The sequence below is a fragment of the Halobellus ordinarius genome, from assembly GCF_031823395.1.
GTDB classification, from domain to species: domain Archaea; phylum Halobacteriota; class Halobacteria; order Halobacteriales; family Haloferacaceae; genus Haloquadratum; species Haloquadratum ordinarius.
This window is the reverse complement of sequence record NZ_JAVQKJ010000002.1, coordinates 548,089-560,283: the sequence shown is the minus strand read 5'-3', so window position 1 is coordinate 560,283 and position 12,195 is coordinate 548,089. Positions and strand designations below refer to the sequence as shown.

Below are 12,195 nucleotides of genomic sequence, written 5' to 3'. Positions count from 1 at the left end.
CCTCCGATCAGCGTTCGCGAACGACGACGAACTCCGCGAGGTCCTGCAGATACCCCAGCGGTTCGCTGTCGTCGACGTTCGAGGCCGCGAGCGCCTCCAGCGCCCCATCGGACTGATCGTGGGCCCGCTGGTTGGCCTCCTCGACGGAGAGGTCGGTGACCTGGACCAGCGAAGGCCGGTCCATCTCGGCGTCCTGGCCGGTCGGCTTCCCCAGTTCGTCGGCGTCGGCGGTGGCGTCGAGGACGTCGTCGCGGATCTGAAACGCCACGCCGACCCGCTCGGCGTACTCGCCGAAGGCCTCGATCGTGAACGGATCCGCCCCGGCCGCGACGGCACCGAGTTCGGCGGCCGCGCGGAACAACGCGCCCGTCTTCCGGCGGGCCAGTTCGACGTACTCCCGCTCGTCGGTCGGGCGGGCGACAAGTTCCGTCGCCTCGCCCTCCCCGAGTTCGACCATCGATTCGGCGACGATCTGGGTCGCGTGATCGTTCCGCGAGAGCAGGGCGAAAGCCTCCCCCAGCAGACCGTCGGAGGCGATGATCGCTGGACCGTATCCGTACTCGGCCCACGCACTGGCGGTCCCGCGCCGGACGTCCGAGCGGTCGATGATGTCGTCGATGACGAGCGAGGCGTTGTGCACCAGCTCGACGGCGACCGCGAAGTCGACCGCGTCCGACGGCTCCCCGCCGCAGGCCTCGCAGGCGAGCACCGTCACGGCCGGTCTGACGCGCTTGCCCCCCGCGAGTGCGACGTGGGCGACCTCGTCGGACAGTTCCGGGGGATCGACCGCCTCGATCACCTCCTCGAGGCGGGCCTCCACCATCGAGACCCGACGCTCCAGATACTCCATTACCCGTCTCTGAGGATGCGCCGGCAAAAGAGGTTCCGGAACTGCGAGTCGGAAGTGGTTGACGGCCGCCGTCGTCTTCCCGCGCAGGCCGGCTGTGTCTCACGTCAGTGGCCACCGTCGTCTTCCCGTTCAGACCGCCTTTGCCTCACGTCAGTGGCCACCGTCGTCTTCCCGTTCAGACCGCCTTTGCCTCACGTCACTGGCCGCTGTCGCTCTCGTCATCGGCCGCCTCCTCGGGGAGGGAGATGACGTTCTCGCGGCCGAGTCGGAGTTTGTTGATCCGCCCCTCTTCGGCCATCGTCGACAGCAACTGCGAGACCTTCGCGTCCGACCACCCGGTCTCGTCGACGATCGTCGCCTGCTTCATCCGGCCGTTGTTCTGCGACAGCAGGCGTTCGACGCGCTCCTCGTCGGAGAGGAGAGAGGGATCGATTCCCGAGGCGGCACCGCCTCCCGTCTCGGGAGCGTCGTCCGGAGCGGAACCACCAACCGCTGCCGCCGCCTCAGTCCCCCCAGCGGATCCTTCGGCCAGAGATTCGTTACCTTCCGCCGCCCCATTCGACGACGCCGGCGTCCCGCTGTCGCCGTTCGATACCGTGGTGGACGCGCCGCCCGGGAGGTCGTCCCGTCCGCGGAGCAGCCACGCGCCGCCGAGAAGTGCCGCGAGCAGGATCAACCCGCCGCCGGCGAGGACGCCGATCGGGAGTTGCTCGGCGGGGCCGACCGTCGTGTAGGTGACGCGGAGTTCCCGCTCGCCCTCGAAGTCGCTGGGCTCTGCGAGGACGATCGCGCTCTCCTGCTGCTGGACGGCGATGCTCGTGCCCGTCACTGTGTAGCCGTCCGGCGGCCGGATGAGGATCTCCTGGTCGGCGTCGAACACCGACAGCCACGTGCGGCGTTCGTCGCTCTCGGCTGTGGGGAGCCGGAACACGTCGTCGAGGACGAGCGTCTCGTTGTCGCCGCGCCGCAGGAAGTTCGTCCACCGGAACGTGAGCGCGAGCGTCCCGCGACCGGCCGCCTCGTCGAGTGAACCGTGGTACGTGACGTTCTGGATCGCCATCTCTCGTCCGGTCGCCTCGCTGGCGCGTCGGTTGAGAGATCTGAAGAGCGTGGCGTCAGGTCCCGCGTCAGCCTCGCCCGCCTCGTAGCGCTCGGCGATCGTTCGGAAGGCCTCCGTCTCGTTCGCGGAATCGAGAGCGTAGTGTGTCTCGATGCGCCATCGTGCGCTCCGATCTGGTTGCAGCGAGATTTCCACGGTCGTCCGCGGCGGCGTCTCCTCGTCCACCTGCGCACGGACAGCCGACCCGTCAAGCGCGGCCGGTCCGTCTGCAGCGGGGAACACTGGCGACGCGACAGCGCCGTCGGCAGCAGCTCCCGCCCCGGCTCCAGCGCCCACAGCGAGCGCAGAGGCTGGTGCGACGGCGGCGACGAAGAGGAGGAGGGCAGCCACGAGCGCGGGCATCCGCATTTGACGAGGACTGCACGTGGAACGCTCAAAACGCTTTCCATCGGTCCGATGTCGACGCGACTCCGTCGGTTCCTTTTCCGAACAGCCCACAGGATCGATGACGGCGTTTTTAATACCGGCCCGTCAAAGATTTCCCGTATGCGTGCCGTCCCGATCGCACTCGCCCTCCTCCTTGTGCTCTCGGCGGTCGCCGGTGCCGTCCCGGACGCCGCCGACAGCGACAGGGCCCAGCCGACGGCGCCAGCCGTGTCAGCGACGCCGGCCGCGACACCGGCACAGACCGACGACCCGAACGTGAACGGGTCGAAAATCAACGTCCTGGGCATCCCGAACGAGGCGACGGATCGGAGTACACTCGAAACCGAGTACGTCGAACTCGGCAGCGGGCTCTCCTTCTCGACGACGACGACAGACACCCGTCTCGCAACCGAGAGCATCGTCGAGCGGATCGAGTCCGCGGAAACCACGGAAGTCCGCCAGCAGTACCTGCTTCAGGAGGTCAGCGCCATCGAACAGCGAATCGTCTCGCTGCGTGCCGAACAGCGGGGGGTCATCGCATCGTACGGCCGCGGGGAGACCTCTCCCCGACGGCTCCTGTACGATCTGGCGCTGATCGACGCCGAGGCGCGGGAACTGGAACGGCGGCGCGCGCGACTCCAGTCGCTTTCGGGGTCGACGCCGGAGTTCAGTATCTCCTCGTCGCGCTTCGGGAACATCGAACTGGAACTGAACACGCTGACCGGGCCGATCCGCGGGCACGCGGCGGCAGTCCTGCGCGGCGAGGTCAAGTCGGCGCGCTTCTTCGTCCAGTCGGGCGATAACAGCATCACGCTGGGCGTCATCCGCGACGGGACGTACGTCCGTGAAACGTACCGGGGGCCGCTCAGGGGCACGAACGACGGTGGGTTCTCTCTCGGGGACGCAGTCAACGCGACCGAAGCGGCGTATCCGACGATCACAGCGCAGCGGCTCCGCGACGACACGCTCGGTAACCCCGACAGCGACAGCGCGCGCGTCACCATCGAACACGAACGTGGTCGCCTCGTCTCCTTCGTCGACAGCGGAAGCCGCCGCGTCTTCAAGGAGTACCAGTACCGGCCGCTGGACCAGGTCTCGACGGGATCGCCGACGTCGGCGGTCAAAGACGGACTCCGGCTGACCGCGTACCGGACGTACCCCGGCGGGCCCGTTCGGCTCCAGCTCAACAGCACCGACACTGACGACCCGGTGGACGCCCAGATCACCGTCGGCCCCGCCGGCGGCCGCAGTTCCGTCGTCGGGACGACCGGTTCGGACGGCTCGCTGTGGACGCTGGCGCCGGCCGGCACCTACGAGGTGACCGCGATCGACGGCAGTTCGGTGGTCCTGTTGACCGTCGAGCCGACGGCGACGCCGCTGGTCTACGGAACAGTAAACGGGAGTTCGGAGTCGGACGGCACTGAGACGGTGTCGCCGACGCCGACCGGGTGAGACTGGCGAAGAACTGCGTCCCACTGTACTGATTACGCTCGTCTCTTCCCGCCGAGCGCCGAAGGCGGGGATGGCGCTCGGCGGTAACAAGTGAGAGTAATCAGTATGCTCGGCCCCGGAGCACCGGGTCCGGACGTTCTTATCCGATGCCGCGACCAGACGGCCCGTGACAGCACGCGCGGCCGCGCCGGCGATCGGTGTCGTCGTCCTCCTCCTCGTCGGCGTCACCCTGGGGAGCGCCGTCGCCGCCGGCGCAGAGGCAGTCGCGGAGGCGACTGAAACCGACCAGATCGGCGGTGGCGGGCCAGCAGATCCAGACGGGATGGTCGCGCTCTCGCTCCGCCTCGACGGCGACGAGGTCGCGCTGACGCACGAGGCGGGGCCGACGCTCCGGATGGACGACGTTCGGCTCGTCGTGAAAATCAACGGAGAGCGCCTCGATCACCAGCCGCCGGTGCCGTTCTTCGCGGCGGAAGGCTTTCGCGGCGGGCCGACGGGACCGTTCAACGTCGCGAGCGACGGCCGCTGGTCGGCGGGAGAGTCGGGCGCGTTTCGGATCGCAGCGACGAACGATCCGACGCTGTCGCCCGGAGACGTGGTGTCGGTTGCGGTGTACGCCGATGGTCGCCGGGTTGGCCAGGTACGAGGGATCGCGGGATGATCAGCCGTTTGCGGCGCTCACGGGCTTGAATCACGCACGTGCGGTGCTCAACGGCTTGAATCACGCACGTGCGGCGCTGGGTGAGTCACCCACACGCCCTTTCACTCGTCGTCGGGTGCGCGCGCGATAGTCGTGATCGCCTTGGGGCTCCACGGATACGCCTGCTGGATGTGGTGTTCGATGTCGACGAAGCCCGCCTCCTCGAACATCCGCTGGGCCTCCGTCTCGTCGTAGAACAGCATAATCGCGTCTGCGAGTTGCTGGAACAGCGGGTTCTTGGGGTAATCCGGGCCGACGACGAGGACGCGCCCGCCGGGTTCGACGACCCGCCGGAACTCCGCGAGCGCGTCGACCGGGTTCGGCCAGTATTCGATCGATCCGGACGACCAGAGGGCATCGAAGGAGTTGTCGGCGAAGGGGAGCCGCTCGGCGTCGCCGCGGTAAAAGCGCACCCGATCGCGGGTGCCGAACTTGTCGAACGCCTTTTCGAGTTGGTGGGGGCTCTGGTCGAGCCCGTGGACGTTGTCGGTGTAGCGAAGCAACCCCTCGGTGGCGAATCCGGTCCCGCAGCCGACGTCGAGAACGCGATCGCCCGACTTGAGGCCGAACCACTCCAGTGCCTCGTCGCGCATCTCCTCGTTCCAGATGAACGGGTTGATCCGGTCGTACACCTGCGAGAGGTACTTGTAGAACAACCGCGCGTTGGCCTTGTCTTCGAGGACACCCATCGATCGGGGCTTGGAACGGGAGAATCATAACGCTGCGGATCCACCCCCGTCTGGGCCCCTGTGGGGCCACAGCCCGAAGAGACAGTCGTGTCGAGATCGAAAGAGTGGGCATTTTGCTCGGCGCTGGCGGACGTGTTCCGCAAACACCTTATACGGCGCTTCCGCTACGTTTCGGTGATACGAGTATGCCGAGACCAGAGGTTCTCGAACGGATCAAAACGGTCGAATCCGAGGCCGACGACATCATCGCGGAGGCCGAGGAAGAGCGCGACGAGCGCATCGAGGAGGCTCGTCGCGAGGCCGAGGAGATCCGCGCAGAAGCAGAAGCTGAGGCCGACGAGTACGAGCAAGAACGGCTCGCCGAGGCCCGCGAGGAGATCGAAACCGAGCGCGAGAAACGCCTCGAGGAGGGTCGCGAGGCTCGGGAAGAACTGATCGCGGCGGCCGAAGAAAACACCGAGGAGGCCGTCGAGTACGCGATCAGCAGGTTCGAGGAGGCGGTACATGCTCAGACCTGAGCAGATGAGCAAGGTCTCGGTGACGGGCGCAAAAACGGTGATGGAGCCCGTCGTCGAGGCAGTACACGAACTGAACCTGCTGCACGTCACCGAATACGACGGCTCCTGGGAGGGGTTCGAGCCGGGGAACCCGACCGAGGGTGCCGAGGAGTCCTCCGATCGGCTCGTCACGGTCCGCTCGCTTGAGAGCATCCTCGACGTCGACGCCGAGGACGCCGGACCGACTCGGATCGTCACCGACGACGCGGTCCAGGAGGAACTCGAAGAGATCCGGACCCGAGTGAACGAACTCGACGACCGGAAGGCCGGCCTTCGGGGGGAGATCAGAGACATCGAAGAGCGGCTCGACGCGCTCGATCCCTTCGTCGATCTGGGAATCGACCTGGACCTGCTGTCGGGCTACGACTCGCTGACCGTCGCCGTCGGGAGCGGCGACCGCGAGGCCATCGAGCGCGCAGTCGCCGACAGCGATGACCTCCAGGAGTACGAGATCTTCGCCGGGGACGACACGATGGCCGTCTTCGCGCGGCCGGCCGAGGACGCAGACGACTCGGCACTCGACGACGCGCTCGTCGGTGCGGACTTCGCCTCCATCGACGTGCCGGACGCGGAGGGAAGCCCCACCGAGTACGCCGAGGAGCTCGAATACGAGAAACGACAGCTCGAATCGAAGCTCACGACCGTCGAGAGCGAACTCGAAGACGAACGGCGGGAGGCCGCCGGCTTCCTGCTTGCGGCCGAGGAGAAGCTCTCGATCGACGTCCAGAAGACCGAGGCACCGCTGTCGTTTGCGACGACCGAGAACGCCTTCATCGCCGAGGGCTGGATCCCGAGCGAGCGGTACGACGAGTTCGAGGCCGCGATCGCCGATGCGGTCGGCGACCGCGTCGAGGTCGAGGAACTCGAACGCGCGACGTTCTCCCGCGACGGCACCGACAACGTTCGCGAGTCGTTCCCCGAAGAGGGGGCTGGCTCGTCGGCGACCGCGGCGACCGACGGCGGCACCGCGGGGGCGGCCCGCGCCGACGGCGGTAGTCCGGTCGTGATGGCCGACGACGAACCGCCGACCGTCCAGGACAACCCCGGAGCGGTCGAACCCTTCGAGATCCTGGTCAAGGCGGTCAACCGACCGAACTACTACGAGTTCGACCCGACGGTTATTCTGTTCCTGACGTTCCCGGCCTTTTTCGGCTTTATGATCGGTGATCTCGGATACGGCATCATCTACACGGCGATCGGCTACTACCTCTACACCAGCTTCGCCGACCGTCCGGCGTTCCGGAGTATGGGCGGCGTGACGCTTGCGGCCGGGATCTTCACGATGCTCTTCGGCGTCCTCTACGGCGAACTGTTCGGCCTCCACGTCATCGCGACGTACTTCTGGGAGGGCGTCGTCGGCCTGAGCCACGCCCCGATCGAGAAGGGTCTCTCACCGGAGGGCGTCGACTGGGCGCGCGGCTGGCTGGTGGTGAGCCTGCTTATCGGAATCTTCCATCTCAACGTGGCGTGGATCTTCGGCTTCCTCGAGGACCGCGAACTCCACGATCTGAAACACGCGGTCTACGAGAACGGCTCGTGGCTCCTGATGATGAACGGCCTGTGGGTGTGGATCTTCTCTGACGTCGTCCGCGGGACGGCGCCGGAGTTCATCTACACCACCTTCACCGCCCAGGGCGTCCTGCCGATCGGCTTCGGCGGCTTCTCGGCGGTCGTCGGGTGGGTCGGCCTCGCGGTCTTCGCCGTGGGCCTGATCCTCCTCGTCGTCGGCGAGCCGATCGAGGCCGTCGAGTTCCTGAACGTGCTCGTGAACGTCCTCTCATACACCCGGATCGCCGCGGTGCTGCTCGCGAAGGCGGGGATGGCCTTCACGGTCAATCTCCTCTTCTTCGGCGTGTACGTCGACAGCCACGGCGGGTGGCACTTCGGTCTCGGCGGGATGCCGAACGCCGAGGCGGTGGCCGCGCTCGGACAGGGAGAGACGCTGAGCTACCACGGCTACGAGGTGACCGAGATCATGTTCGGCGGACTCGTCCACGGCGACGCCGCCACGATCCTGATCGGCCTCCTCGTGCTCGTGCTCGGGCACCTGCTCGTGCTCGCGCTCGGCGTCACGAGCGCCGGCCTGCAGGCGGTGCGTCTCGAGTACGTCGAGTTCTTCAACAAGTTCTTCGACGGCGGCGGCCGCGAGTACGAGCCGTTCGGCTACGAGCGACGCTTCACCACCGAGGACTGATCGGATCGCGCGTTCTGTGCCGCGGCTGGCGGCTTTCGGCGGTCCGACGCGTTTCGCGGCCGGGATTCGGCCGCTCGGAATCTCGCTATCGGTGAGTGAGGAACCGAGAGACCGGCCCGTTGCTCGGCACCGCCCGCGGGTCGGACAGGGGTGTGCCCAACGTTCGCAAACGGCGAATATCGCCGAGTGCGGCCGCTTCCGTCCAGATCCGCCGAGCCCGTTTGGGAAGCTTTATGAGACGCGTCTGTTCAATTACGCACGTTCGGAGACGACTATCCGGTCAACCAACGCAAAACAATGTTCGAAGCACTCCTACAGCAGTCGCAGTCAGCTGCCCCGGCTCTTGAACCGTCCGCCGCCGCCGCACTCGCGGTCGGCCTCGCCGCCTTCGGCGCAGGGTACGCCGAGCGCGGTATCGGCGCCGCCGCGATGGGCGCCATCGCGGAAGACAACGACCTCTTCGTGAACGGTCTCATCCTGACCGTCCTCCCGGAGACGCTCGTTATCCTCGCGCTGGTCGTCGTATTCCTGGTCTAACCGCCCCCGCCCTTTCCACCTATGAGTTTGGACAACGTCGTCGAAGACATCCGAGACGAAGCCCGCGCGCGTGCGGACGAAATACGCGAGCAGGGTGAGCGCCGCGCCGAGGAGATCATCGAGACGGCCGAGGCGGACGCCGAGGAGCTGCGCGAGGCTCGCGAGGCCGACGTCGAACGCCGGATCGAACAGGAGCGCGAGCAGGCGCTCTCCAGCGCGAAGCTCGAAGCCAAACAGGAGCGGCTCGAGGCCCGCCGCGACGTCCTCGAAGACGTCCGTTCGGGCGTCGAAGAGGAGCTCGTCGAGCTCCCCGATGAGACGCGCGAGGAGCTCACGCGGGCACTGCTCGAAGCGGCCGTCCCCGAATTCGAAGACGAAGAGGCCGTGTCGGTGTACGGCCGCGCCGACGACGCGGAGCTGCTCGAAGCGCTCGTCACCGAGTTCGACGGCTTCGAGTACGCCGGGGAGTACGACTGTCTCGGCGGCGTCGTCGTCGAGGGGGCCGACTCCCGCGTTCGGGTGAACAACACCTTCGACTCCGTTCTGGAAGGCGTCTGGGAGGACAACCTCAAGAGCGTGAGCGAGATCCTGTTCGACCAATGAGCACAGCCGGCGGTTCCAACCCCGAGTACGTGACGGCCCGCGTCGGGGCGCGTCGGAGCGCCCTGTACGGGGACGAGGAGTACCGCAAGCTGATTCGGATGGGGCCGGCCGAGATCGCCCGTTTCATGGAGGAGTCCGACTACGAGGCCGAGATCAACGCGCTCGGTGCCCGACACTCGGGCGTCGATCTGATCGAGTACGCGCTCAACCGGAACCTCGCAAAGCAGTTCGAGGACCTCCTCCGGTGGGCCGACGGTCGGCTGTACGACCTCATCGCCCGCTACCTCCGGAAGTTCGACGCCTGGAACATCAAGACGGTCATCCGCGGCCTCTACTCGGAGGCCGAACGGGAGGCAATCGAGGACGACCTCATCCGCGCCGGCGAGTTCGACGAGGAACTGCTCGATCAACTGCTCGACTCGCCGAGCATCGAAGACGTCGTCGAACGGCTCTCGGGAACGATGTTCGGCGACGGCCTCGAGGAGGCGTACGATGACTACGAGGAGACCGGTGTCCTCGTCCCGCTCGAGAACGCCGTCGATCGAACGTACTACGAGCACCTCCTCGAGGATCTCGCGGTCGACGAAGCGACGGCGCAGTACCGGGAGTTCCTCGAGGCGGAGATCGACTTCCGGAACGCCCGGAACGCCTTGCGGCTGGCACAGAGCGGCGCCGATATCGACCCCGCCGAGTACTACATCGACGGCGGCTCGCTGTTTACGGCGAGCGAACTCGCGACGCTCTCGCAGAACCGCGACGAACTCGTGGCCGCGATCCGCGAGTCGAAGTACGGCGATGAACTCTCCGAGGCGCTCGACGAACTCGAGGCCGCAGAGAGCCTCATCGGCTTCGAGCGGGCGCTCGACGAGATCCTGCTGGAGTACACGAGCGCACTCGGGAACGTGTTCCCGCTTTCGATCACGCCGATCGTCTCGTACATCCTCGCGAAGGAGCGGGAGGTCGACAACATCCGCGCGATCGCGCGCGGTCGCGAGGCGGGGCTGTCGGAAGAACAGATCCAGGAGGAGCTGGTGAACATATGAGCCAGGAGATCGCCGTCGTCGGGAGCCCGGACTTCACGACCGGGTTCCGCCTCGCGGGCGTCCGGAAGTTCGAGACCGTTCCCGACGATGCAAAGGACGAACAGCTCGACGAGGCCGTCACCGCAGTGTTCGAAGACGAGGACGTCGGTATCGTCGTGATGTACAACGACGACCTCGAATATCTCTCGCGGGACGTCCGCGAAACCGCCGAGACGAGCATCGAGCCGACGCTCGTGACCCTCGGCGGCGGCGCGGGCGCCGGCGGCCTCCGCGACCAGATCAAGCGAGCCATCGGCATCGACCTGATGGAGGAGGACAACTAATACATGAGTCAGACAGCACAAACCGTCCGCGAGGACGGTGTTATTGCGAGCGTGAGTGGTCCCGTCGTGACCGCCCGCGATCTCGACGCCCGGATGAACGACGTCGTCTACGTCGGCCACGAGGGCCTGATGGGCGAAGTCATCGAGATCGAACACGATATCACGACGGTACAGGTGTACGAAGAGACCTCGGGGATCAGTCCCGGCGAACCCGTCGAGAACACGGGCGAGCCGCTGACCGTCGACCTGGGTCCGGGGCTGCTGGACACCATCTACGACGGCGTCCAGCGGCCGCTGGACATCCTCGAAGACAAGATGGGCAGCCCGTATCTCGACCGCGGCGTCGACGCGCCGGGGATCGAACTCGACAAACAGTGGGAGTTCGAGCCCGAAGTCGAGGAGGGCGACGCCGTCGAGCCCGGCGACGTCGTCGGGACCGTCGAGGAGACGATCACCATCGACCACAAGGTGATGGTGCCGCCCGACTACGAGGGCGGCGAGGTCGTCGACATCAACTCGGGATCGTACACCGTCGAGGAGACGGTCGTCGAACTCGATTCCGGCGAAGAGATCAAGATGCGGCAGGAGTGGCCGGTCCGCGAGGCCCGGCCGACCGTCGAGAAGAAGACCCCGCGGACGCCGCTGGTCTCCGGGCAGCGCATTCTCGATGGCCTCTTCCCGATCGCGAAGGGCGGGACGGCCGCGATTCCGGGGCCGTTCGGCTCCGGGAAGACCGTCACCCAGCACCAGCTCGCGAAGTACGCCGACGCCGACATCATCATCTACGTCGGCTGCGGCGAGCGCGGCAACGAGATGACCGAAGTCATCGACGACTTCCCCGAACTCGAGGACCCCTCGACGGGGAACCCGTTGATGGCCCGGACGTCGCTGATCGCGAACACGTCGAATATGCCCGTCGCCGCGCGTGAATCCTGTGTCTACACGGGAATCACCATCGCGGAGTTCTACCGCGATATGGGCTACGACGTGGCACTGATGGCCGACTCCACCTCACGGTGGGCCGAGGCGATGCGCGAAATCTCCTCGCGGCTGGAGGAGATGCCCGGCGAGGAGGGCTACCCCGCGTATCTCGCCGCACGGCTCGCACAGTTCTACGAGCGCGCTGGCTACTTCGAGAACATCAATGGCACCGAGGGATCGGTGTCCGCCATCGGCGCGGTGTCGCCGCCCGGCGGCGACTTCTCGGAGCCGGTCACCCAGAACACGCTGCGCATCGTCAAGACGTTCTGGGCGCTCGATGCGGATCTTGCCGAACGGCGGCACTTCCCGTCGATCAACTGGAACGAGTCGTACTCCCTGTACCGGGATCAACTCGACCCGTGGTTCCAAGAGGAGGTCGCCGAGGACTGGCCGGAGGTCCGACAGTGGGCAATCGACGTCCTCGACGAGGAGACGGAACTGCAGGAGATCGTCCAGCTCGTCGGGAAGGACGCCCTCCCCGAGGACCAGCAGCTGACCCTGGAGGTCGCCCGCTACCTGCGCGAGGCGTACCTCCAGCAGAACGCGTTCCACCCGGTCGACACCTACTGTCCGCCGGAGAAGACGTACCTGATGCTGACGACGATCAAGACGCTCAACGACGAGGCGTTCGACGCGCTCGACGCGGGCGTCCCGATCGAGGAGATCATCGACATCGACGCCGCCCCGGACATCAACCGGATCGGCGTCCAGGACGACTACGAGACGTACGTCGAGGATCTCAAAGCCGAGATCACCGACCAGCTCCGGAATCTCTACTAA

At 66.6% G+C, this 12,195-nt stretch carries 12 protein-coding genes; 9 read left to right on the top strand and 3 right to left on the bottom strand.

Going from position 1 to position 12,195, the window contains the following annotated elements:
- Nucleotides 1-7: 7 nt before the first annotated feature.
- Nucleotides 8-850, bottom strand: coding sequence for a polyprenyl synthetase family protein (locus tag RJT48_RS03125; RefSeq protein ID WP_311170762.1), 843 nt, complete (start codon nt 848-850; stop codon nt 8-10).
- 196 nt (nt 851-1,046) lie between these two features.
- The gene (locus RJT48_RS03120) at nt 1,047-2,318 is read right to left on the bottom strand and encodes a helix-turn-helix transcriptional regulator (RefSeq protein ID WP_311170761.1); all 1,272 of its coding nucleotides are present in this window, start codon (nt 2,316-2,318) and stop codon (nt 1,047-1,049) included.
- A gap of 138 nt (nt 2,319-2,456) precedes the next feature.
- On the opposite strand from RJT48_RS03120, the gene RJT48_RS03115 reads away from it, so the two are divergent.
- Both RJT48_RS03115 and RJT48_RS03110 read left to right on the top strand, forming a co-directional pair.
- Entirely contained in the window at nt 2,457-3,788 is a 1,332-nt protein-coding gene (locus RJT48_RS03115; RefSeq protein ID WP_311170760.1) for a DUF7096 domain-containing protein, read from the top strand.
- Between the two features lie 166 nt (nt 3,789-3,954).
- Nucleotides 3,955-4,449 (top strand): type IV pilin, encoded by a 495-nt coding sequence (locus tag RJT48_RS03110; protein ID WP_311170759.1) that lies wholly within the window; start codon nt 3,955-3,957, stop codon nt 4,447-4,449.
- 101 nt (nt 4,450-4,550) lie between these two features.
- Here RJT48_RS03110 and RJT48_RS03105 read toward each other — a convergent pair whose 3' ends face one another.
- Nucleotides 4,551-5,177 (bottom strand): methyltransferase domain-containing protein, encoded by a 627-nt coding sequence (locus RJT48_RS03105; protein WP_311170758.1) that lies wholly within the window; start codon nt 5,175-5,177, stop codon nt 4,551-4,553.
- Between the two features lie 185 nt (nt 5,178-5,362).
- Between RJT48_RS03105 and ahaH the strand changes: the two genes are divergently transcribed.
- The 7 genes from ahaH (at nt 5,363) to RJT48_RS03070 (ending at nt 12,195) form a co-directional block, all read left to right on the top strand.
- Nucleotides 5,363-5,695: an ATP synthase archaeal subunit H gene (ahaH, locus tag RJT48_RS03100; RefSeq protein WP_311170757.1), complete on the top strand. Its 333-nt coding sequence runs from the start codon at nt 5,363-5,365 to the stop codon at nt 5,693-5,695.
- On the top strand, nt 5,682-7,928 hold the full coding sequence (locus tag RJT48_RS03095) for a V-type ATP synthase subunit I (protein WP_311170756.1): 2,247 nt from the start codon (nt 5,682-5,684) through the stop codon (nt 7,926-7,928). Before ahaH ends, RJT48_RS03095 begins: the two co-directional genes overlap by 14 nt.
- Before the next feature lie 297 nt (nt 7,929-8,225).
- Complete coding sequence (locus RJT48_RS03090; protein ID WP_311170755.1) at nt 8,226-8,465, top strand: hypothetical protein; 240 nt, start codon at nt 8,226-8,228, stop codon at nt 8,463-8,465.
- Between the two features lie 21 nt (nt 8,466-8,486).
- Complete coding sequence (locus RJT48_RS03085) at nt 8,487-9,068, top strand: V-type ATP synthase subunit E (protein ID WP_311170754.1); 582 nt, start codon at nt 8,487-8,489, stop codon at nt 9,066-9,068.
- Entirely contained in the window at nt 9,065-10,111 is a 1,047-nt protein-coding gene (locus tag RJT48_RS03080; RefSeq protein ID WP_311170753.1) for a V-type ATP synthase subunit C, read from the top strand. Before RJT48_RS03085 ends, RJT48_RS03080 begins: the two co-directional genes overlap by 4 nt.
- Nucleotides 10,108-10,434 carry a V-type ATP synthase subunit F gene (locus RJT48_RS03075; RefSeq protein WP_311170752.1) on the top strand — a complete coding sequence of 109 codons (327 nt, stop codon included), beginning with the start codon at nt 10,108-10,110 and terminating at the stop codon, nt 10,432-10,434. The genes RJT48_RS03080 and RJT48_RS03075 overlap by 4 nt, the downstream gene beginning before the upstream one ends.
- 3 nt (nt 10,435-10,437) lie before the next feature.
- Complete coding sequence (locus tag RJT48_RS03070; protein ID WP_311170751.1) at nt 10,438-12,195, top strand: ATP synthase subunit A; 1,758 nt, start codon at nt 10,438-10,440, stop codon at nt 12,193-12,195.

Bases quoted from the DNA above. Each gene is read 5' to 3' on its own strand.
- RJT48_RS03125 (WP_311170762.1), bottom strand. From the start codon at position 850: ATGGAGTATCTGGAGCGTCGGGTCTCGATGGTGGAGGCCCGCCTCGAG.
- RJT48_RS03120 (WP_311170761.1), bottom strand. From the start codon at position 2,318: ATGCGGATGCCCGCGCTCGTGGCTGCCCTCCTCCTCTTCGTCGCCGCC.
- RJT48_RS03115 (WP_311170760.1), top strand. From the start codon at position 2,457: ATGCGTGCCGTCCCGATCGCACTCGCCCTCCTCCTTGTGCTCTCGGCG.
- RJT48_RS03105 (WP_311170758.1), bottom strand. From the start codon at position 5,177: ATGGGTGTCCTCGAAGACAAGGCCAACGCGCGGTTGTTCTACAAGTAC.
- ahaH (WP_311170757.1), top strand. From the start codon at position 5,363: ATGCCGAGACCAGAGGTTCTCGAACGGATCAAAACGGTCGAATCCGAG.
- RJT48_RS03095 (WP_311170756.1), top strand. From the start codon at position 5,682: ATGCTCAGACCTGAGCAGATGAGCAAGGTCTCGGTGACGGGCGCAAAA.
- RJT48_RS03090 (WP_311170755.1), top strand. From the start codon at position 8,226: ATGTTCGAAGCACTCCTACAGCAGTCGCAGTCAGCTGCCCCGGCTCTT.
- RJT48_RS03085 (WP_311170754.1), top strand. From the start codon at position 8,487: ATGAGTTTGGACAACGTCGTCGAAGACATCCGAGACGAAGCCCGCGCG.
- RJT48_RS03080 (WP_311170753.1), top strand. From the start codon at position 9,065: ATGAGCACAGCCGGCGGTTCCAACCCCGAGTACGTGACGGCCCGCGTC.
- RJT48_RS03075 (WP_311170752.1), top strand. From the start codon at position 10,108: ATGAGCCAGGAGATCGCCGTCGTCGGGAGCCCGGACTTCACGACCGGG.
- RJT48_RS03070 (WP_311170751.1), top strand. From the start codon at position 10,438: ATGAGTCAGACAGCACAAACCGTCCGCGAGGACGGTGTTATTGCGAGC.